Source organism: Calothrix sp. NIES-2100 (assembly GCF_963875285.1).
Lineage (GTDB): Bacteria > Cyanobacteriota > Cyanobacteriia > Cyanobacteriales > Nostocaceae > Aulosira.
Window position 1 is genome coordinate 6,985,333 of sequence record NZ_CAWNLA010000001.1, and the last position, 22,758, is coordinate 7,008,090.

Consider the following 22,758-nt stretch of genomic DNA (forward strand, 5'->3'; position numbering starts at 1 on the left):
CTAGTCGTCTCATTACTGGATTGGGATCTCAATCACAAATTCAGTTCCTTCTTGGGGGGTAGAATCACAGGTTAACTGACCTCTATGTTTATCCACAATAATCTGATAGCTAATAGATAATCCCAACCCCGTACCACTACCGACTGGTTTAGTAGTAAAAAATGGGTCAAAGATTTTCTTCCTCACTGCTTCTGTCATCCCAGAACCGTTATCAGCAATGCGAATCCGCAGGGTATTCGCGCCTACTAGGTCAGTAGAAATGCAAATCTGTGGTTTAGTCAATGTTTCAGTATCTTTTACTATTGACTGCGATGCACTGAGCTTGTCGAAGTGTTGACTATTGGCTAATGAATCTTCCAAAGCATCGATTGCATTATTCAAAATATTCATAAATACCTGATTAAGTTGACCAGGATAACAACTTACTTCGGGGATTTTTGCATATTCTTTGATGACTTCTATTTCCGGACGGTCGCACTTTTCTTGTAGTCGGTGCTGCAAAATCATTAAGGTGTTTTCAATACCTTCATGAATATCAACAGCCTTCATTTCCGACTCATCCAGGCGGGAGAAATTGCGTAAGCCTAAAACAATATTCCGGATGCGTGAACTGCCAATTTTCATGGAATCGAGAACTTTGGGCAAGTCTTCCGCTAAGAAATCAACATCAATTTCTGCTGCTTTTTCCTCAATTAAATCTGAGGGATTGGTGCATTCATACTGATACATAGCAAGTAAATTTAGCAAATCTTTGACATATTCACTCACATGATTAACATTGCCATGAATAAAGTTGATAGGGTTATTAATTTCATGAGCAATTCCTGCCACCATTTGACCCAAAGAAGACATTTTTTCACTTTGAATTAATTGGGTTTGGGTGCGTTTTACGTCTTCCAGAGCTTGTTGCAAGTGTTGATTTTTGTTGTGCAGTTCTTGTGTTCTAATTTCTACTTTTTCTTCCAAGTTTTGATTCGCTTGGGCTAAATTCTTGTAGAGAATAGCATTCTCTAGGGAGATTGCTGCTTGAGTAGTGAGGAGTTTCAAGACTTCGACGCGATCGCGTGTAAATGCTCCCGTAGTTAGATGATTTTCCAGGTAAATAATCCCCAACAATTTACCTTGATTGATAATTGGAATACACAAGAGGCTCTTAGGCTTCTCAAGAATAATGTAGCGATCGCCTGCTAAGAAAGTAACAGTCTGAGCATCATCAACAACAAAGACTTCTTTAGTGCGTTTAACATATTGGATCAACGTAATGGGAACATCTTTGCTAGACTCCACACCAATTGACGGAAACTGTGTAGAGATGGGCTTAACAGTTGAACTGGAACTAACAGCAATGACGCTTAATTCCAACTTATCACCCTCATTCAAAATGAAAGCAGATTTAGAGGCTCCGGCATTCTCCATCACAACCTGCATTAATCTAGAAAGTAGTTGTTCCATCTCAATTTCTCCAGAGAGTGCTTGAGAGGCTTTGATCGCAGATGCTAAATCCAGCGAGTCGGAAATACTTGTTTTAGAACCGATGACTGTTCGCTGACTACTTCGGTTTGATAGGGATTGAGAAGTAGAAGTGGAAATTTTGTCACTTATTTGCAGGCTGAGTTTTTCTTGCTGAAGTACAGATGCAAGTAATTGGGGATAGCGTTTTGCCAAATCATCAACTTTAGCTTTTGCTCCCCAGCGCATGTAGCAATAATAAGCATCGGTGAGATAGGTTTGGGCTATTTTCTCTTTACCCCATTCGAGATAGAATCTAGCAGCCAGTTCATTAGCGAGGGCTTCTTCATTAATGTACTCGTTTTCTTGAGCAAGATTAATGGCGCGATCATACGCATCCATTGCTTCAAGATATTGATCAATAACGCGGTGCTGCTCAGCCTCTACAAGATAATATTTATGCAAATAATTCATTGGGGCGAAGTGTGCCCAGCGTTGTATCTGTTCTTGATTGGTTTGTACTCTATCAAGAATGCGCTTTTGCTCATCTAAAATACCATCAGAATACACCGCAAGCTGTGCTAGAGAATCATAAAAATAGAAAAGAGGGATATGTAGTTGTCCTGTACCACTATCTAAATACTTTTCTGCTAGGGTGGCATTTTCAATTGCTTGACGGAAATTCTGAAATAGATAACACAGATGTAGTTTGCTGACATATAAATGCAAAAGCCCGATTCCATCCTTGGTTTCTAAATGAAGCGGTAGCATTTTCTCTTCATCGTATGCTTCACCGACTAAACGACAGGGATCTTCCACAGATCCTAGTAAATTTAAAACGCTTTGGCGATAGATTTCATTCCATTTAAACGCTCTTTCTTGCTTGATTTTACCAATAGCATTGCTGTAAGTTATGATCTCACGTTCCAATCCTGTCAATTCTCTACCTATGAAATAACAGGAGAGCGAATAAAACTGGATAGCAATGGCGGCAAATTCTAAATCTCCCGTTTCCAGTCCGACAGAATAAGTTTCCAGTAAAGGTTTTAAAATTTCTCTAGGATGCTCCTTCCAATGCCGGATACCTCCATTAAATACCTCCATAACTTTTGCTTGAACTTCTCTAGCATTGCATTTCGTCAATAGACTCAAAGCTAATTTGCCAAAATTATAGCCAGACTCAATATCTTTGACTGCGTTGCAAAGGATCATCCCATACAGAACGTATGCAAAAGCAGACAATGGAGCATTACCATGTTTGCGTGATAAGTTGATTTGTTTAAGGACAATTAGGGGGAATAATTCAGGACTTACTGAATAGGCAAAAAAAAGTGCATGGGATAGAATACGCATAATTGCCTGCGGAGTAACTTCGGTCATTTCTGGTAGGTAAATTAATTCTTCAATCTGCTTTCCAGCCATATTTGACATTACTTCGGTCATTGCTAACTGAACATCAGACGGACTGGGATTTTCAGGAAAATCTACCCCCAATTTTTTCAGCACATTTAGTGCCGTTGTGATAGCTTCTAGTGCTTGATTTCGCGCTCCATAGGCTTTAATTTTAACTTCATAAACTTTTATTTTTTCTAGTAATGTTTTCGCTTTTGCCAAAACTACTTCTATTAATTCCTCCATCTGCTCAAATTCACCAGCCAAGTATGCTGCTTCTGCTGCTGTTTCATACAAAGCTAGGGTTAAATCATATTTGTTATCCCAACTATCATCAGTTAGTAATCCGATGCCAATATTTAAATAATTAAGCGCAGATGAATAAGCTGTTGAAGCCAAGGCTTTACGTCCAGCAGTTAGATTCATCTCAGCTAAATGCTCGCGTTTAGACTGGTTAGTAATTAGCTCTAATGCAATATTGAACTGATTAACCAACTCAAAAATCTTTTCTTCTCGTTCGGCAATGGGGATATTACCTAATAACAACAGTCCAATTTTTAAATGAATTGGCTTTCTTTGAGCTACCGGAATTAAAGAATAGGCTGCTTGCTGTACCCGGTCATGTACAAATTTATATTTAGGAAATTGGAAATCTGGAATTTGTAAATGCTGCCCTCGCTGATGATCGTTTATTACCGAATCATCCTCATCCTGAAATAACTTATAAGCATCATTCTGAGCTAAAACTAACCCTTCCCGTAATGCAGGTAATAAGTCTAATGATGTATCCAGGGTTGATTTTTCATGGACGATCGCCAGATTTTTTAAGTCAAATTCATTGCCCATACATGCTGCTAACATCAAGACTTTTTGAGTATGTATTGGCAATTTTTCTATTTGGATTGCCATGAATTTGACAACATCATCGGTTAGAGATAATGTTTTGATTTTGACAAAATCGTACTGCCAAAATCCACCATTAAAGTTGAACTTAATCAAATTGTCATCATGCAAGCTATTCAGAAATTGATTGCTAAAAAAGGGATTACCTTTAGTTTTGGCAAACACCATTTGACTGAGAGGAGCAGCAACTGATTCTTGACAATGAAGAGTATCAGCAATCAAATTGTTTAAATCACTTTGAGTTAAAGGTGCCAAATTAATAGTATTAATTGCTACTCCCGTTTTCTCAATCTCTTGTAGTTTTAAATAAAGTGGGTGTGCATTTGAGACTTCATTATCTCGATACGCACCAATTAGCAGCATTCCACCAGAAATTTCTGCTGGCTTTCCAGACTCACCTACAAGTTGGGAAGATTTATTTTCATTTACTAATAGTTGAATGAATTTTAAGGAAGTCACATCTGCCCACTGCAAGTCATCTAAAAAAATTACCAGAGGATGCTTTTTTGTTGCGAATAATTGGATGAATCTCTGGAATAATAAATTGAAGCGATTTTGGGCGGCGCTACCAGAAAGTGCGGTCACTTCAGGTTGCTTACCAATAATTAGTTCTAGTTCGGGAATGACATCAGTAATTACTTGACTTTGTTCACCCAATGCTGACAAGATTTTGGTTTTCCATTGTTGAATTTTGGCATCAGTTTCACTGAGTAATTGCCCAATTAAATCGCGAAAGGCTTGTACTAATCCTGATAAAGGTATGTCACGCTGGAACTGATCAAATTTCCCCTTGATGAAATAACTACGCTGCCGGACAATTGGTTTATGAACTTCATTCACTACAGCAGTTTTACCAATTCCAGAGAAACCTGTGACTAATACCATTTCCGTTGTACCACCTGCGACTCTTTCAAAAGCAGCAAGTAGGGTTTCTACTTCTTGTTGACGACCATAGAGTTTTTCGGGAATGAGGAAATGGTCGGAAAAATCGCGCACTCCCAACTCAAAGGCGGGAATCGTTCCCGTATCTTCCCACAAATAGCGACACTTTTCTAAGTCATGCTTCAGCCCTTGTGTACTTTGATAGCGGTCTTCGGCATTTTTTGCCATCAGCTTACCGACGATCAAAGACAACATTTGCGGTATATTAGAGTTAATTTGGTTGGCTTGTGGCGGTTCTTTGGCAATGTGGCAATAAACTAACTCCATCGGGTCAGTTGTATTGAAGGGTAACTGTCCGGTGAGAAGTTCAAAGAAGGTAACACCCAAAGAATAAAAATCGGTACGGTAGTCGATACCTCGGTTCATTCTTCCCGTTTGTTCGGGAGAAATGTAAGCCAAGGTTCCTTCCAAGACGTTGGGATTGGTCAGGAATTGAATTTCTCTAGGTAAAAGGGTAGCAAGACTGAAGTCAATGACTCTAATCTCCCCTGTATCGGGGTGAATTAGGATGTTGGCGGGTTTGATATCTTTGTGAATAATGCGATCGCGATGTAACCCTTCCAAGATGGATGTAATTTCGATGGCGATAGAAAAAAACTCATCAAGAGAAACAGAATTTTCTGCTGTTTTCAGATGAGAAAATTGCCATTCTTTGAGGGAAATACCGCCAAAGTCTTCCATAACTAAGGCATAACCGTTACGATACTTTTCTAAGTTTAAGGGTTTGACTATACCGGTTAGGTCGAGGTTTTTGGTGATGTTATATTGATTGCGGAATTGAGCAATTTCAGCGAATGTAGGATATTCATTCTGCATCAGTTTGATGACGACTCTTTTGTGGTCTTTTTCTCTAATACCCCGATAAACAACGGTTTTACTACCTGAGTAAATTTGTTCTGTAATGCGATAGCCGACAATATGATTTATTGTATTGCTTAATACGGACATTGGACGTTAGTTTTATATACTTGGGTCTAGTTATTATTCCCATGTAACTATAGCGAATATCATGAAAACTTAAAAAAATTTCTGGAAAAACACACTTCTTGTGTAACTTAGTAAGTACCACAAGCTACATATAGTTAACTCAGAAGAATTGTCATCCATTAACATAAGTTATTAATTTAAAATATATTTGCGGGAACTTCCTGATGGGTGTAGTTATTTGATGAAAAAATAGCAGTGCAGGATTGGCTATGTTTGGGAGATACCGCTAGTACCGATACGCAAAAGTCACCTTTGTAAGGGTAGGTTTATTTCCGCGCCTAGTGTAATAAGTTTAAATGTTTCAAAAATCACGTAAATTGTTTACAGTCTGGAATCAATCATTAAGAATGCGATCGCGCATATCGAGTAAATATACTTAACCCAAACGTAGGAGGTATTTTTACAGGCGATCGTGCGAACCTAGAAAATAACTCATATAGGATAAAGTTATGGCAAAAGAATCACAAAATAGCCACGAGTCATCCCACGATGTCAGAGTCGCTGCTACCTCAAAAATCTGGGGAACGACAGTAGGAATCCTCGCATTATGCATTCCGCTTTCAGCAGTTACCAGAAGTGGTGCGATTCTTCCATTAGCTGCTATTGGTGGTGCTGCTGCTGGTACGGTGGCTGTATGGCGTCCTGATGATAAAAAATCTCAACCTAAATATTTGCAACAACAGCAGATAGAACTTTTAGAAACACGAATAGCGAATTTAGAAACAATTATTAGCAGCAATGACTTTGATTTGCAGATGAAATTCAAAAATTTAGAAGCAAGCGAACGCAATCAACAGACACTTCCTGAACATTAAGCTTAAAATTTGACTTATCTTCTTATTTATACAGATCTGATATCGTATTCACTAGAGCCAGCGACATCAGATAATTTTGACATAAATATAATAGAGTATCACTGCGGCTACCGTTTTTGTCAGCTGGGAATTGCACTATTCCTTGCTGATGGAAATGTTTCCATCGAAACAGTATGTGGTTCTTTATTATAGTTAGAATGGTCTGACATCAACGAACTCTCTATACCTCAGCCATATCAGTTTATGGTATGTTAAGGCTCTGCTCTAGGTGTATCTTTACCGTGAATGCATGGTTAATCATGTATTCTATTTGACTGTTAGGATTACTGAAATTTAATCAATCAAGATGATTAACTTTCCTTCATTGTATTGGTATAGGTTACCTTAGGTATGCAATAGTGTGCGGCTCTAATGCAAATGGATTGGATTAGCTTACTAAAAGCTCAACAAGCTGATTTTCTACAACGTGTGAAAAAACTGAAAACATCTGACTTATCTTTACTGAAAAGTCAAATTAAAGGTTGTCACAGTGAAATTATGACGTTTTCGGGGGAGCCATTGGCGAAACTAATCGAATTATCTCGCCAACAAGCAGAAATTCTCGCCAAAAATCCACCACCGACACCACCTGAATATCCAGAACCGCCTGATTGGACGATACCCTTTGGCGAATACTTTCAACAACAAGCCCAAGATTATGTTTTGCGCGAGCAAATTGTTGATCGGGTAATGATGGAACGTTTTGCGAAGTTAGTGAAAAAGGTGTTCCAAGATCCGATCAAAAATATGGTTTTAGATGATGAAGGAAATTTACGTAGTGACAGTAAATTTTCTTATTTACTCACAGCTAACCAAAATGTGAGTATTCAAGTTTACGCTGCTGATGGCGAAAGTTTTAATGGAATTAAGAAAAATAAAATTAAGTGGTTAGTTACTCAAGAGGATTTGCAAAGACACCAAGTATTAATTTTTCTCTCTTTGTTTTATCCTGGATATAGTAAATTAGGATACGAAAAGCAAGTAGTAATTACTGGCTTTTTACCTAGTAATCAAATTGAATTTACTGAACAACAAATCTCTATTACTCCGAATAATTTGTTGTATGCAGGTGGATTAAATTGGTATTTAGAATCACTAGTCAACAAAAAAGATATAGCGTTGGTGGTGAATGAGAGAGCGATCGCAGAACAAGTTGAGACTGTACCATCTGAGCATCCCCTAAAGTGTATTATAGGTGACTGGGAATACTGGCAGACATTGAAAGGGCATACTAGAGGAATTAATTGCCTTGCTTACTCTGCGAGAACACCGACAGCCAACATTAACAGTTGTAATCTCGATAGAACACCACCAATATTAGCTAGTGGGAGTCGTGGCGAAACCAAGCTATGGGATTTATCTAGAGGAGAATTGATCGAGACATTAAAAGAGTCTCCTTGGGTGGTATCTGGGTTAGTGGATGAAGTCAATTCCTTGGCTTTTAGTTCCGATGGACAAACTTTAGCCAGTGTGGGTGCAGATTCCACAATTAAGATTTGGCATGTAGGTGCATTAGATTTGATAGATATCTTGCACAAGCATAATGGCGTAGTTAGATGCGTTGCTTTTACTCCCGATGGCAGGATGTTAGCTACTGGTGGCGACGATCGCAAAATTCTGTTTTGGGATTTAATGAAGCGTCAGGTAGCGATCGCTCTTTCTTTAGATGATACAGCAGCCCATTCTCTAGTATTAAGCCAAGATGGTCAAACGCTCGTCACCGGTAGCTATCGCAAAATCAAAGTCTGGTGTACTTCCCACCTAGCAGGTGTGACAGATTTAAAAGATGTGCAACCCCTTTACACCCTCATGGGACATTCTCACATCGTTCGTTCCCTAGCGATCAGCGCAGATGCTAAACTACTCGTCAGCGGCAGTCGCGATCAGACAATTAAAATTTGGCATTTAGAAACAGGGGTATTACTTCGTACCCTCAAAGGACATCGGGATGAAGTTTGCGCGATCGCCCTGAGTCCCGATGAGCAAATTATCGCTAGTGGTAGTGCTGATAAAACTATCAAATTGTGGCATTTAGAAACTGGGGAACTACTCAGTACTTTTACAGGGCATACTGACACAGTAACAGCAGTAGCTTTTACTACTTCCGGCGAAATGTTAGTCAGTGGAAGTTTGGATAAGACAATTAAAATTTGGCAGCGGAGTTGAAAAGGGACTAGGGATTAGAGGCTAGGGGAACTAGGATGAGGGGGATGAGGGAGACAAGGAAGAAATGATCAATGCCCCATGCCCAATGCTCAATGCCCATTGATTATTAAGTAATATTACAAACCTTGGAAAAATATTGAGAAATTGACCACTAGCCAAACCTGGTTCTAAGGTAGAACCTATAGGAGAGACTTGAGGCGAATCTAATGAACATGAATAATATTCAAAACTATCGATTTGTCTGTACATTGACCTTTGGTGACATCTACGGGCAAATCATTGTCTGGTTAATTACAATTACCATTAGTTTGGCATCCGCATTGGCACTGATGGGTGCTAGACGACCAGTTTATGCTTTAGCTACTGTAGGCCTCGTAGTTCTGCTATCGCTGCCTTTCTTGTTATTTGCATTTGTAACTACATTGTTAAATCATATTGAACTAACTGCTGTACAGCCAGGAACAAAAACTGAACCCATCCCAGGTAATGTTTCTCAACAAAAACCTGTACAAGCAACTAGCTGAACAGATTTTATAAAGTGGAGATTTGCAGTTTGGGATCGATTCGTCTGGCTTAAGAAATATAAATATCTCAGCGACGAGTTACCGAAATTATGCAAAATCTCAAATTACAATCCAAAATCGCAATTATCTCCCTGTCCTGTGGCAGGGAATTTCTTTGTATAGGCTATTAAAAATTAATTATGCTGGAACATGATGTAATTATTGTCGGGGGCGGCTTGGCGGGATGTCGTGCTGCTGTAGAAATTGCCCGGATTAACCCCAGTTTAAATATTGCTGTGGTGGCGAAAACTCACCCCATTCGTTCGCACTCGGTAGCGGCGCAAGGTGGGATGGCTGCATCGTTAAAAAATGTGGATTCTGAAGATAGTTGGGAAGCACACGCATTTGATACTGTCAAGGGTTCTGATTATTTAGCAGATCAAGATGCTGTCGCCATTCTTGCCCAAGAAGCACCAGATGTGGTAGTTGATTTGGAACATATGGGCGTGTTGTTCTCCCGTTTACCTGATGGGCGGATTGCCCAACGGGCTTTTGGCGGACATTCCCACAACCGTACTTGCTATGCTGCTGATAAGACTGGTCACGCAATTTTGCACGAGTTGGTAAACAACTTACGAAAGTATGGTGTGCAAGTTTACCAAGAATGGTACGTAATGCGCCTGATTTTGGAAGAGGGACAGGCGAAAGGTGTGGTGATGTATCACTTGCTAGATGGGCATATAGAAGTATTACGGGCGAAAGCGGTGATGTTTGCCACAGGTGGATATGGTCGCGTTTATAACACCACATCGAATGATTACGCTTCAACTGGTGATGGTTTGGCAATGACAGCGATCGCAGGTTTGCCCTTAGAAGACATGGAATTTGTGCAATTTCATCCCACTGGATTATATCCGGTAGGCGTGCTGATTTCCGAAGCAGTGCGGGGCGAAGGGGCGTATTTGATTAATTCCGAAGGCGATCGCTTTATGGCAAACTACGCACCCAGTCGCATGGAACTAGCGCCCCGTGATATTACCTCAAGGGCGATTACCTACGAAATCCGCGCTGGGCGTGGTGTTCATCCTGATGGGAGTGCAGGGGGGCCCTTTGTCTACCTTGACTTGCGCCACATGGGTAAAGAAAAAATTATGAGTCGCGTTCCCTTCTGTTGGGAAGAAGCCCATCGCTTAGTCGGTGTTGATGCTGTGACTCAACCTATGCCAGTCCGCCCGACAATTCACTATTGTATGGGTGGTATCCCAGTTAACATTGATGGCAAAGTCCGTAGTGGTGGTGATGAATTTGTCGAAGGATTTTTTGCGGCTGGGGAAACATCTTGTGTTTCCGTGCATGGTGCTAATCGCCTAGGTAGTAATTCCTTACTCGAATGTGTAGTTTATGGCAAGCGAACCGGAGCAGCGATCGCGCAATTTGTGCAAAACCGCAAATTACCGACGGTAGATGCACAACGTTACATTAACGAAGCGAAGCAACAAATCCAAGCTTTACTAGAACAGCCAGGAAAATACCGGATTAACCAAGTCCGCCAAGCCTTCCAAGATTGCATGACTCAATACTGCGGCGTTTTCCGCACCGCAGAAGTCATGCAGCAAGGGTTAGATAAACTCGCACAACTGCAACAGCAATACCCACAAATATATTTAGACGATAAAGGCAATTCTTGGAATACAGAAATTGTCGAAGCCTTGGAATTGCGGAGTTTAATGATTGTAGGGCAGACAATTCTCGCCTCAGCATTGAATCGTCAAGAAAGTCGGGGCGCACACTTCCGCGAAGATTATCCCCAAAGAGATGATGACAAATTCCTCAAGCACACAATGGCTTATTATTCACCCGCCGGTATTGATATTCAGTATCGTCCCGTAGCGATTACCATGTTTGAGCCAAAAGAGCGGAAATATTAAGTAGGTCGGCGCAATTAAAGACAACTGGCGAGGTCTGTCATTTGTCATTTGTCATTGGTCATTGGTAAGGGTTTCAAGCATGTTTACATTGCGCAACATAGTTTGGTTTATTCCCGCCGACTTACTTAGTCGAAACTTTCACCGATTTAGTAAGGGCGGGTTCACAGATAGCCTCAATTGTTAACGAAAATATTAATGAACCCGCTCCTACTGATGTATTTGCCGCATTCCTTTTTTAACCAGGTATCAACAGGAATGGAGCGTAATCAGCTAATTTTTGTTTACTTGAACTCATAGCAGGGAACTCTAGATTAAGTAGAAGTAGAACATTCAGAAAAATCAATTTGCCACGGGTTCAAAGATATGACTCAGCTTTCTTCCACTCATGACGAAATGTCCAGAGAATCCAGACTTCTAAAAACTGAGAGCGAAGCAACGCTGAAGCAAGAATTAATCAATCTCCGTCAGAGGGTGGCGCAGTTAGAGCAAGAGTTGGCAAATTTGCGACAGTCAACATCGTCTCAAGAACAAACAAATCCAGAATTAGAAGCTGAGAACTTTTTCCAGCAAGCTAGGGAAGAACGCCAAGCTTTGATCACAATTCTTGAAGCCAGTGCTGATTTTATTGGCATTGCATCAATGGCGGGAGAACCTTTTTACCTCAATCCAGCAGGAATGAAGTTGGTTGGACTCAAAGATATGGAGGAAGTTAAAACCAAACATATCAGTGAATTTATCGCCTTTGAAGACCTGGAATTTCTCCATCAAAGCATTTTACCGACTGTGATGCAGGAGGGTTATTGGCAAAGTGAACTGCATTTTCGCCATTTCATCACTGGAGAGTCGATTCCAATTGACTATACCCTGTTTGTGGTCAAAGATCCGGTTACTAAGCAACCCATTGGTTTAGCAACTATTAGCCGCGATATTCGCTTACGCAAATCCACAGAACAGCGTCTTTTGGAGCAAACACAGCTATTACAAAGTGTTTGGGAGGGTGTAGACTACGGCATCTTTGTCTTAGATGTTTTGGATAATGGTACAGAGTTCCGCTTTGTCGATTATAATCCAGCGATCGCTCGTACCAGGACGCAATCAATGACAAGCCTCTTGGGCAAAACTTTGGCAGAAGCTATGTCAAAAGATATGGCTAACCTTTACCGTCAGCACTATGCGGCGGCTGTCCATTCTGGCAAGACTAACTTTTTTGAAGAACATTTCTGTGCTAACGGTCAAGAAACTTGGTGGTCTTTAAGTGTTACACCCTTAAAAGATAGTAGTTCACGCATCCATCAGATTGTAGTTACTGCCACAGAAATTACAGAACGCAAACAAGCTCAAAACGCACTAGCGCAACAAGAATCTCTCTATCGCACCATTTTTGAAAATGTCAGCGATGGAATCAACATTATCGAACTGGAAACAGGAAATATTGTCATAGCTAATACTGCTGTTTGTCAGATGCATGGCTATTCTCAAGAAGAATTTATGAGACTTAAGCCGCCAGAATTTATCCATCCAGATAGTCTGCCAATATTTTCAGAATTTATCGGCGCAATTCAAGCAGGTAGTCAATTCCGCACTCAAGCAGTAGATGTGCGTAAAGATGGCACGTTGATTGATGTTGAGGTGACCGCTAGCCCTAGTCTTTACAATGGTAAAATTCATGCCTTGGGGGTAATTCGAGATATTAGTGAACGTCGGCGTGCTGAAGTTGCACTTGCTGAAAGCGAAGCTAAATTCCGCAACCTTGTAGAAGGTGCCAACGATATGCTGTGGGTTTCCACGTTGGATGGAGTTCTCACCTATCTTTCACCCCAATTCCAAGTCATGTTTGGGTACAAATCATCCGACTGGTTAGGACAACCCTTTGCACCTTTGGTACATCCAGAAGATTTACCAGCCGCAGTAGCTTTACTCAATCAAGTTTTTGAGACGGGCGAGAAAGCAGCTGGAGTAGAATTTCGCCACAAATGTTTAGATGGAAGTTGGCGATGGGTTAATTCTAATGCTTCCCCAGTCAAGGATACTCAGGGTAAAATAATTGGATTTCAGGGAATTATGCGGGACATTAGCGATCTCTACGAGGAGCTTCGCTTACGCAAACAAATGGAAACTGCCCTTGCTGAAAGTGAATCTAAATTCCGTAGGCTTGTGGAAGATGCTAATGATGTGATTTGGTCTTCTCAATTAGATAGCACCCTCACTTATATTTCTCCAAAATTTGAGGACATTTTTGGTTATGAAGTTTCCGAATGGTTAAATCGCTCGTTTGTACCATTGGTTCACCCTGATGATTTACCTGAAGTTATGGAATTTATCAATCAAATTATTGAGACAGGTAACAGTGGTGCGGGGATGGAATTTCGCCATCCCAGAAAAGATGGAACTTGGGGGTGGGTGACATCGAATGTCTCACCAATCAAAGATGCTGATGGTAAAGTCATAGGATTGCAGGGTATTTTACGCGATTTGAGCGATCGCAAACAAGCGGAAATTAAACTCCAACAAAAAACCAAAGAACTAGAAAATACCTTGCAAGAACTAAAACAAACCCAACTCCAGATGATTCAAAGCGAGAAAATGTCCAGTCTGGGTCAAATGGTCGCAGGTGTTGCCCATGAAATTAATAATCCTGTTAACTTTATTCATGGTAATCTCTCCCATATTAGTGAATATACTCAAGATTTATTAAATATCGTAGAACTTTATCAGCAGTACTATCCCCAGCCACCCGCAGAAATTGCCGATGCAATCGAATCTATCGATATAGAATTTCTCATTGAAGACTTGACTAAAGCCCTGCAATCCATGCGTTTAGGAACTACAAGAATTCGGGAAATTGTGCTTTCTTTGCGGAACTTCTCACGCCTGGATGAAGCCGAAGTTAAAGATGTCAATATTCACGATGGCATTGATAGCACCATTACTATCCTGCACAACCGTTTGAAAGCACATTCAGAACGCCCAGAGATACAAATTATCAGGGAATATGGTAATTTACAGCCGGTGGAATGCCATGCGGGACAATTGAATCAGGTATTTATGAACATTATCAGTAATGCGATCGATGCATTAGAAGATTACATTAAACAACAATTACAAACAGGAATTGCTCTCACTCCGAGTATCATCTCGATTCAAACAGAGGTAACCAATAAGAACTGGGTGCGAATTTGTATCGCTGACAATGGCCCAGGAATTAAAGAAGAAATTCGCCAACGTCTATTTGATCCTTTCTTCACGACAAAGCCAGTTGGTAAAGGTACAGGCTTGGGTTTATCTATTAGCTATCAAATTATTACAGAAAAGCATGGTGGTAAGTTGTGGTGTGAATCTACACCAGGACAAGGGACAAAATTTATCATTGAAATGCCTATAATTTATGCCAATTTGAAATAGTAATTGGGCATGGGGCATTGGGAATTTGTCCTACGTGCCTTTCATTTTTTATTAGTCAAAGTCCAAATAAATTCAAAATTTCGCTAATTAGTCCTTAATCCATGTTCGCGTAAAAGTGTATCAGACCATGCAGCATCTTCTGATTTTAGAGGTGGTACTGGTTCCTGGTTATAATCAATTGCTAAGTAATATCTGGCACGATTGTATATACCATTTAATAAAGATTGCAAGTCTAAAACTGGTTCTGTATCTTCTGACTGTAGAGGTAATGGAAATACGGGAATCGGTTCCTTGATGCTAAATGCGTATAATTTTGCTTGAGGACGTGTTGCACTTTTACTAACAATAATTTGATAGTCTGTTGCGGGAAATTCACCTAAAATTGTTACAGGTTTACCGCTGCGGAGTAAATCGATTTCGACTAAGTTATAAAGACTAGCTAAAACTTTATTGCGTTTCATTTCATAGGCTTTTCTCCCTTCACCTTGGCGCTTATTTTTCGGAGACAAAACTTCAATTGCAGTAACTACAAACCCTGTAGAAACTTCTCGTATCTCTAAATAATTTTCTGTAATATTTTCAGGTAAAGGTAGCATTACTGTGATACCTTCTGATGTAGATATTTGAGTAGCAGTTGATGCGTATTGCTGAGGAGATGTTTGTTGAGAAAAAACAGAAACATCAGGTATACCAACTAATACCGAATCTGAATTCTCACTTAAATAAGTACGTTGTTCAATTGCAACTCGATATTGTGGGGGAATATTTTCCTCAATAGTGTCTGCTATGGCTGTAATTAATCGATGATGTACTTCTGCCCAAAAAACAGGATTTTCTAAATAAGGATTCATTCCAGGAAAGGGAGAATTCATAGGTTTATTTGTCATTGGTCATTGGTCATTTGTCATTTGTCATTGCTTATTTCCCCTCTGTCTTCTTAAATAGAGTATTCTTTGATACGTGGCATTAGCCCAAATAAACTTAAAAGCGCGATCGCACTCACCGCCACTGAAGTTGTAATCTCGAAACCTTCGACATCACGCAAGCCTTGCACAATGGCTTTGTCGAATGCTGCTTGGTTAATATCAAAGGCTTTTTGATTAGTCGCTTTAAACTGCTCAAATGCCCAATCTGACTGTCCTGGGTTGTTACCTAAGCATAAAGCGATCGCTTCTTGATGTTTGCCACTTTTCTCTAACTGACGAATCTGCTGATCAATCTTAATATAGGTTCCCAAGTTGGAAAGATTTGCTAGTGTCGCTTCTTTTTCACCTGCAAAAGTTATATTGTTCAATTGCTCAGCTAAGTAGCCTGTAAACCCATCGACTTTTTTATCCTGGGATTTATAGGCTTCTACTACTGAATCAAATGTTTGTCCATTGGGGATTTGGGCAATTTTCGCTAGGTTTTGGAAAAAAACTTGTTCGTGGTTAGTAGCAAAAGCTGGGTCAAGCAAATAGCGGCTTTCGGCAGCATTGGCGATATAAGCGATCGCTCTAGCTTGGCGCAAGGCGTGCAGAGAAGTAAAAGCATCTTCTTTCGCCACTCTCAGATTTTGGGAAGCAGAAAGCAAAGCCCCGGCTGTATAATTTAAAAAGGCAATAGCGATCGCAGTTGCTATCAACAACAGCGGATTAAAGGTGCGACGCATCCGTTGGCTGAGAAATAGCTGAAGCCAACCCAGAACAACGATTAGTGCCAAACCAATTAGGAAAATAGAAAACAGCGATTTTCTGGTTGCAACTTGTTTGTCAAAATAGGTATCTTCTAAAGCTTGCAGATTTACTTTGTCTAATTCATCGGCTTTTGGTAGCAGCGTTTTATCCATAATTTCCGCAGCTGCACGATAAGCCGTAAGCGTTGCATTAATATCTGCGCGTGCGTGAGCGTCTCTGGCTTGCTGGATTTTTGCTATGTAGTTGCCTAACTCCAATTGCATAGTCTCGATTGGTTTGCGCTCTTTATCGCCAAAGGTAATATTTTCCGCCGCAGCTACTAGCCTTTCGGCAGTTTTTTCGTATCGCTCTTCGTAACCCTTAACAGCATCTTGGTTTTGCCCTGTTGGTACTAGCAGTTCGTTAGCAATATTAGCGTCCATACCAGCAAGCCCATCTTTGAGGCGTTGAGCAGTCACGATACTTGGTGTGGAATCTTGACCAACAGTTTTGATAGCCTGTCTCTGTGATTGAACGCCGCTAATAATAGCAATTAGGAGTAAGACGCTGGTTGCCCAGGTTAAATATAAACCACCCTTAAGCAATTGGGGAGTAGTAAGTCCGCGTATTGCTTTACTTGAGACTGCGATGATTTTACTCATATTGGTTAGTTGTCATTTGTCATTGGTCATTGGTCATTGGTCAAGAGTCAAGCTCGAAATTTTAGTTTCAAAGGTGCAACATTCCGGTTCAAAGGCTCAACATTCAGGTTCAAAGGCTCAACATTCAGGTTCAAAGGTGCAACGTTCAGGTTCAAAGGCTCAACATTCAGGTTCAAAGGTGCAACGTTCAGGTTCAAAGGCTCAACATTCAGGTTCAAAGGTGCAACGTTCAGGTTCAAAGGCTCAACTTCCAGGTTCAAAGGCTCAACATTCAGGTTCAAAGGTGCAACTTCCAAGCTCAAAGGTGCAACTTCCAGGTTCAAAGGCTCAACTTCCAAGCTCAAAGGCTCAAAAGATATCATAAATTCACCACGCAACTTGTCCTCCTTGTCTCCCTTGTCCCCCTTCTCTCATCCCCGGATAGCTTTAATAGCAACTCTTGTCCAATGTCCTAAAGTAAATTCATCCCCATCTTGTAGGGGGATATCCACCATTGGTTTTAACTCTACGTTTTTGAATTGTGTACCGTTAGAAGAGCCAATATCGCGCAGCGTGAATGTTCCATCTGCTTGACGATTTAATAAAGCATGACGGTGAGAGACAGCATCGTCAAAATCCAGCGCAATTTCTGGGTGAATTGCCCGGACTTGGCTATTGCGACCGATAAGGTTAGTTGCCTTTTCTAGAGGAAATATGATCGGTGCTTGATCGGTTGGGGGTTCTGGGCTGTCAGGATGACGGAGGGATGGGTCAATTGTCACCACCACTTGCCAAGCGGTGGGAGATTGGAGAGTAGAGGGAGACGGGGGGACGGGGAGAGGAGGAGACGCGGGGACAGAACTTTGTCTTTGTGTTATCTTATCCTCTTGCTTTGGAGTTTTGGCGATCGCTAATTCCCCATGAGCCTTGGTAACAAAGTTGTAACCACAAATCTCGCAATAGTCGCCGCTATTGGGTTCGTGGGTAGCACTGCAATCTGGGCAGGTTTCAATATTTATGGCATTTTTAGCTATTGTTTGTTGAGGTATGCCAAGAATTTTGGCACCACACTCTGAACAAAAATCTGATTCGGTTGATTCGTGACCTTTAGGACATTTATATATAGACATACTTGCTTTGAACTTTGTTGTTTGCAATTAATCTTTTGTATTTACAAATGACAAATGACTAATGACAAATGACTAATTTGAAGATTTGGGAATGCGAGTGGTTTTAGTAGAACGAGTTTCTAATGCCATCGCGTCTTCCTTGGCTACTTCTCTCTTGATCCGCACTGTACCTGTAGGCGCATCCTGGACATCAACCACTGTTTTGAGTAGTTTGGCTGTGGCTTCGTTCCCAGATTCATGAGCTAATTTCACAGCTTTGCCTAATTTGGCGGTAGCAACTTCAATATCACCCCTAGCACGAGCTTCTAATCCTTCCTGAATCGACTGAGCAAGTTCTGCTTGTCCTGTGTAGTGAGCAACTCGCTTATTAATTTTGGTAGATTTGGCTTCATCGTCTGTCCAGGTTGCCAAAATCCGGGCTTCTGCGACTTTTGTTTCTGTACCGTTGAGGGTGTAAACTAAACTGGCTCGACCTGCTAACATTTCATCACCAACATTGCCAGGATTCACCTCAATGCAGAAGTGGTAATCACGGGACTCGTTGCTACCCCAAGCACCAGTAGGGTAGTCCAAAATCTGCGGTTTGATAGATTTACCACGCTGGGTAAGGTCAACAATATCCGGACTCACCTGTTTACAGAACAGTACTTTGGCTCCTTGGGGTGTCCACAAACGCATGGTGACATCGCTAACATTCTTACTCATGGCTTTTTCGAGAATTGCCCGAAAATCAGCTTCAATCATCGCCGCAGTGGGAATGATATCAGTTGTACCCAGGAGTTTACCGGCAATTTTTTGCAGTTGAGCAACTCGCCAATCAGTCCCAACGCCTCGGCAATCGCACTGAAACACACCTTCACACTGCTGTAAAATTTTGTTCAATGCTTGCTCATCTGAATCGTCGTTCATGCCATCGGTGAGCAGTAATGCTTGCCGCACTGCATCGGGTTTCTTTTTGAATTGTGCCAGCGCCTCAGTTAGCCAGGTAGACATCAGAGTACCACCATTAGCGAGGATTTTTTTAATTGCAGCGATCGCCTCCGCTTTCTTTTCCAGAGTAGCTTTAGATACCGGGAAAACTACACTCGCTTTACTTGAGCCAGTCACAATAAAGAAGTATGCCTCCTCTGGTAGCAAACTCACAACTTTCACCATTGCATCTCTAGCAGCGTGAATTTTCCCGCCACCCATTGAACCAGAGACATCACAGATAATGCCAAAAAGTCTACCAGTGTTGGGAGTAGCGGCTACACCATCACCCTTTTCCACGCTGACAGTCATGATGGCATGGACTTCTTTGGCACCTTGGTGTAAATATTGGTTTTGAAAAACTTCGGCTTTAAATTGGTTAGACATATTAGGGGCTAGGGGTTAGGGGCTAGGGGCTAGTAGTCCGCCACAGTAATGATTATGGTTAGATTATTTCTTCGTAGTCAGGACTTCAGTCCTGATCTTCAACACGCTCGGTGCTGATTACGTATCCATCATAAATTAATGGCATAGACCATTAGGGGAGTGTCAAAAAGCCAGAACTGCAACGGTAATATTGTCATGTCCACCACTTTGTCGGGCAAATTCCACCAAACTACGAGAGACGCTAATTGCATCCTTACCGGGCGATCGCTCCACTAATTGAGCTAATTGCCAAGGTTCAGGGGTATAGTTCCATAATCCATCACTACACAGCAGCAAATATCCTGAACCAGGAATCGGAAAATTCACTATTGATGGTGTAGCATCTGCAACCGCATCTGCTCCTAGCCAGCGAGTAATCGCATGAGCTTTAGGAGATTTTCTGGCTTCAGCTTCAGTCATTTCCCCGGCGGCTACCACCTCATATAACCAGGAATCATCCTGTGTTAATTGTTGGGCAACGTTGGCAGAAATCCAATAAGCACGGCTGTCACCCAGCCAACCAATAGTGGCGGTGTGGTTATGCACGATCGCAGCCACAATGGTAGTTGATGGTGGATCGGAATTTACACTAGATATATAAGGAATATTACATATAGAGTTGATAGCAGCCGCAAAGGCTGATTTAATCGCTACCTCTGGTTTATCCCCTGTTTGCCAAACATTAGCTAATTCCAAAGACGCACTTTCAGCAGCAGTTTTAGCGGCTAAATCAGGTTGATCGGCACTAGAAACGCCATCGCAAACTACGAGAATATTTACCTGAGAGTTATTTATATGTTGTAGAGCCAAAAAATCTTCATTGCGGTGATGTCTAAAACCGCGATCGCTCACTCCTGCTAATTCTGAATTTATTATTACTTCTAAGCGATCGCCCTTTTTCGGTTCTCGGCGAAATCCACAATTACTACAGTAACCATCTGCATCAATTGCATCGATTCCCGCACCGCATTTTTCACAGCCTAGTGTAGCTGTTGGCGGTTTACTGGCAGTTAAAGGCGTACCGCATTCTTCACAAAAGCGATCGCTTGCTAGAACTGAAGCACCACAATTTAAGCATTGCATAATAGTCATTTGTCATTGGTCATTTGTCATTGGTCATTTGTCATTTGTCTTCCTTGTCCTCCTTGTCCTCCTTGTCTCCCTTGTCCCCCCTGCCTAAATTAAACTTCTCGGCCGTATCCGATTTGCCTCATCAACTAAGTGAATTTTCTCCTTTCCACTGGAAAGATGTGCCATATCTCGCAAGGCTTTTTCTAGTCCTTTTCTCAGATGCTTTTCTTGCAGGGGTTGTCCGAGAATTTTCAGATCGCCAGCGGCTTGGAGTTGCTTGGAAGTGAGTAAATTCAAAGCTGTTTCTAAAACTTGTTTAGTTAGACGATAGCGATCCATTCCTTCCAAGGTAAGTGTTTCAATGGCTGTGGAAGCTGATTGCAGTTCTTGTAAATTGGGAACAGCGCGATCGCGGTTTATTAAAGTCCGAGCAATTTCAACTCGCGATCGCGTAAATAAACTAGAGGCTGGTGGTACACGTTCTAAGGCGGCGACTGCACCTTTGCGATCGCCAGTTGCACACAGACAACGTGCTAAACCAAAGGCGGCTGTTACATAACTGGGATCGGTACGCGATACCAAATCATACATCTTAATTGCTAGTTGATAATTTTGCGCCTGTTCTGCGGCTAACCCCAGCGCTAACTTGGGCGCTAACTCTCCGGGTAGATCAAAATAAACTTGATCAAAGGCTTTTTGTGCCTCTATGGCTTTATTCTGCGCCATCAACGCCCGCCCCCGATACCAAAAAATTCGCCAATCCCAAGGGTCTTTTTCTTCGATTTTAGCTAAAGATGGCTCTACTTCCTCAAAATCACCTGCATCAATGAGGGCGTTGGCTAATCGCAATAATGCTTCGCTGGAATTAGGAAATTGCTTGACAACTACATCTAAACTTACAGCCCGCTTGACTGGATCGGCGATCGCACTGGCGTTAATTACGGCATTAAAAGCAACATCACTAGAATCTAAGATTGGTATAGGTAATTGTTCATACTCTGGTTTAATCGGGTCAAAACTACCACTGTAAGTCAGCGCCAGCATATCTCCACCCAACAAACTGCTGCTAGATGGACGGGGAACATTAGTTTCAATCGCGACAACTTCCCGCAGTATACCCAATAACTGATCAGCCATTTCATCGGCTGACTGAAACCGATCATCGGGATTTTCCGCAGTGGCTTTAATTAAGAAGCGATACAGTGACTCTTGGTGAGCAAATAGCGGTTCTTCTTCGGGACTAGGTAATGTGTAAAGGTGTTCTCTACTAAAGCCTTTAATATCAGTTAGCAGTACCGCCAAGGTTCTCCCCACAGTAAATAAATCAGAAACGACTGTCGGGCCTTCACCTGCTTCTGGGGCACTATAACCCACTGTGCCATAGATATCACCATCCAAGTCATCAATCCGGCGCACACCACCTAAGTCAATTAGCTTCACATCGCCGCCTTCAACCATCATATTGTCTGGTTTGAAGTCGCAATATACCATGCCTAAAGAATGCAAATAAGCAAAAGCACTGAGAATGCGATGAATATAAGCGATCGCTTCTGCGACTGGTAAAGCCCCCCGACTTTTGCGAATATCCTTGAGGGTTTTACCGCCCACATATTCCATGACAATAAAGCCCTCAGTACCGTGGTTGACAAAGTTGTAAATTCCCACGATATTGGCGTGTTTGACAGCGGCGAGGAATTGTCTTTCTGCAACCGCAACGGCGGCGCTAGCTGCGTCTTCTGTATTTAGCAGTCCCTTTAAAACGACGTAACGAGATAGAGTTTTATCAAAGCCAAGATAAATCCAGCCTAAACCACCATAAGCGATCGCGCCCTTGACTTCATATTGACCAACAACCAAATCACCAGGATTCAAGCTAGGAATAAACGAATACTTCTGTCCGCACTTACTACAAAATCCCTTTTCTCGCCGCAACGGATTATTACAATTACTGCAAAAGCGCTTATTCTCCGGCACCATTGGGTTAGGAATAATCGCCTTTTCTGGCTCAGTTGAAGGTAATTCTGGCACAGAAATTAACCCCGCCCCCAACTGTCTGCGGCTACTACGGGCTGAAGTACCACTACTACGCCGCGAACCTTTGGAACGGTTAGTTAACGGTGAGGAACCTGTACCCGTAGTCACCGGTGAACTTCTAACTGTAATAGTTGCGCTTTGCTTCTGGCTGCTGACATTGAGAGATTTCACCGCCGCCAACCCACAGACATTACAATAGCCATCTTCAATAATGCCAGTACATCCATTTCGCGTGCAGCGATCGCTGTTCATTTAAATCTCCTGATTGGTCAATGGTCAATGGTCAATAGTCAATAGTCAATGGTC

General features: G+C 41.7%; 13 protein-coding genes. 5 read left to right on the forward strand and 8 right to left on the reverse strand.

Features of this window, described 5'->3' with window-relative positions; translation table 11 throughout:
• Positions 1-12: 12 nt before the first annotated feature.
• Positions 13-5,634: an ATP-binding sensor histidine kinase gene (locus AACU32_RS28470; RefSeq protein WP_096604608.1), complete on the reverse strand. Its 5,622-nt coding sequence runs from the start codon at positions 5,632-5,634 to the stop codon at positions 13-15.
• A 488-nt stretch (positions 5,635-6,122) separates the two neighbouring features.
• On the opposite strand from AACU32_RS28470, the gene AACU32_RS28475 reads away from it, so the two are divergent.
• The 5 genes from AACU32_RS28475 to AACU32_RS28495 all read left to right on the forward strand — a co-directional run bounded on the left by AACU32_RS28475 (position 6,123) and on the right by AACU32_RS28495 (position 14,526).
• On the forward strand, positions 6,123-6,488 hold the full coding sequence (locus AACU32_RS28475) for a hypothetical protein (RefSeq protein WP_096604610.1): 366 nt from the start codon (positions 6,123-6,125) through the stop codon (positions 6,486-6,488).
• Positions 6,489-6,899: 411 nt separating this feature from the next.
• Entirely contained in the window at positions 6,900-8,693 is a 1,794-nt protein-coding gene (locus tag AACU32_RS28480; protein WP_096604612.1) for a WD40 repeat domain-containing protein, read from the forward strand.
• Positions 8,694-8,899: 206 nt separating this feature from the next.
• A complete protein-coding gene (locus AACU32_RS28485) occupies positions 8,900-9,217 on the forward strand; it encodes a hypothetical protein (RefSeq protein ID WP_096604614.1) in 318 nt (105 codons plus the stop codon).
• Between the two features lie 179 nt (positions 9,218-9,396).
• Complete coding sequence (locus tag AACU32_RS28490; RefSeq protein WP_096604616.1) at positions 9,397-11,124, forward strand: succinate dehydrogenase/fumarate reductase flavoprotein subunit; 1,728 nt, start codon at positions 9,397-9,399, stop codon at positions 11,122-11,124.
• Positions 11,125-11,487: 363 nt separating this feature from the next.
• Positions 11,488-14,526, forward strand: coding sequence for a PAS domain S-box protein (locus AACU32_RS28495; RefSeq protein WP_096604618.1), 3,039 nt, complete (start codon positions 11,488-11,490; stop codon positions 14,524-14,526).
• Between the two features lie 83 nt (positions 14,527-14,609).
• On the opposite strand, the gene AACU32_RS28500 is transcribed toward AACU32_RS28495, so the two are convergent.
• From AACU32_RS28500 to AACU32_RS28530, 7 genes are all read right to left on the reverse strand, one after another.
• A complete protein-coding gene (locus AACU32_RS28500; protein WP_445223196.1) occupies positions 14,610-15,413 on the reverse strand; it encodes a DUF4058 family protein in 804 nt (267 codons plus the stop codon).
• Positions 15,414-15,463: 50 nt separating this feature from the next.
• Positions 15,464-16,843 carry a hypothetical protein gene (locus tag AACU32_RS28505; RefSeq protein ID WP_096604622.1) on the reverse strand — a complete coding sequence of 460 codons (1,380 nt, stop codon included), beginning with the start codon at positions 16,841-16,843 and terminating at the stop codon, positions 15,464-15,466.
• Between the two features lie 47 nt (positions 16,844-16,890).
• Positions 16,891-17,205 (reverse strand): hypothetical protein, encoded by a 315-nt coding sequence (locus tag AACU32_RS28510; RefSeq protein ID WP_096604624.1) that lies wholly within the window; start codon positions 17,203-17,205, stop codon positions 16,891-16,893.
• 48 nt (positions 17,206-17,253) lie between these two features.
• Positions 17,254-17,952, reverse strand: a complete 699-nt coding sequence (locus tag AACU32_RS28515) for an FHA domain-containing protein (protein ID WP_096604626.1) — start codon at positions 17,950-17,952, stop codon at positions 17,254-17,256.
• 72 nt (positions 17,953-18,024) lie between these two features.
• Complete coding sequence (locus AACU32_RS28520) at positions 18,025-19,308, reverse strand: vWA domain-containing protein (protein ID WP_096604628.1); 1,284 nt, start codon at positions 19,306-19,308, stop codon at positions 18,025-18,027.
• Between the two features lie 162 nt (positions 19,309-19,470).
• The gene (locus AACU32_RS28525; RefSeq protein WP_339378342.1) at positions 19,471-20,439 is read right to left on the reverse strand and encodes a PP2C family serine/threonine-protein phosphatase; all 969 of its coding nucleotides are present in this window, start codon (positions 20,437-20,439) and stop codon (positions 19,471-19,473) included.
• 84 nt (positions 20,440-20,523) lie between these two features.
• Complete coding sequence (locus AACU32_RS28530; protein WP_096604630.1) at positions 20,524-22,704, reverse strand: serine/threonine-protein kinase; 2,181 nt, start codon at positions 22,702-22,704, stop codon at positions 20,524-20,526.
• Between the last annotated feature and the right edge of the window lie 54 nt (positions 22,705-22,758).

Coding starts and splice junctions, on each gene's coding strand:
- AACU32_RS28470 (WP_096604608.1), bottom strand. CDS start 5,634: ATGTCCGTATTAAGCAATACAATAAATCATATTGTCGGCTATCGCATT.
- AACU32_RS28475 (WP_096604610.1), top strand. CDS start 6,123: ATGGCAAAAGAATCACAAAATAGCCACGAGTCATCCCACGATGTCAGA.
- AACU32_RS28480 (WP_096604612.1), top strand. CDS start 6,900: ATGCAAATGGATTGGATTAGCTTACTAAAAGCTCAACAAGCTGATTTT.
- AACU32_RS28485 (WP_096604614.1), top strand. CDS start 8,900: ATGAACATGAATAATATTCAAAACTATCGATTTGTCTGTACATTGACC.
- AACU32_RS28490 (WP_096604616.1), top strand. CDS start 9,397: ATGCTGGAACATGATGTAATTATTGTCGGGGGCGGCTTGGCGGGATGT.
- AACU32_RS28495 (WP_096604618.1), top strand. CDS start 11,488: ATGACTCAGCTTTCTTCCACTCATGACGAAATGTCCAGAGAATCCAGA.
- AACU32_RS28500 (WP_445223196.1), bottom strand. CDS start 15,413: ATGACAAATAAACCTATGAATTCTCCCTTTCCTGGAATGAATCCTTAT.
- AACU32_RS28505 (WP_096604622.1), bottom strand. CDS start 16,843: ATGAGTAAAATCATCGCAGTCTCAAGTAAAGCAATACGCGGACTTACT.
- AACU32_RS28510 (WP_096604624.1), bottom strand. CDS start 17,205: ATGATATCTTTTGAGCCTTTGAGCTTGGAAGTTGAGCCTTTGAACCTG.
- AACU32_RS28515 (WP_096604626.1), bottom strand. CDS start 17,952: ATGTCTATATATAAATGTCCTAAAGGTCACGAATCAACCGAATCAGAT.
- AACU32_RS28520 (WP_096604628.1), bottom strand. CDS start 19,308: ATGTCTAACCAATTTAAAGCCGAAGTTTTTCAAAACCAATATTTACAC.
- AACU32_RS28525 (WP_339378342.1), bottom strand. CDS start 20,439: ATGACTATTATGCAATGCTTAAATTGTGGTGCTTCAGTTCTAGCAAGC.
- AACU32_RS28530 (WP_096604630.1), bottom strand. CDS start 22,704: ATGAACAGCGATCGCTGCACGCGAAATGGATGTACTGGCATTATTGAA.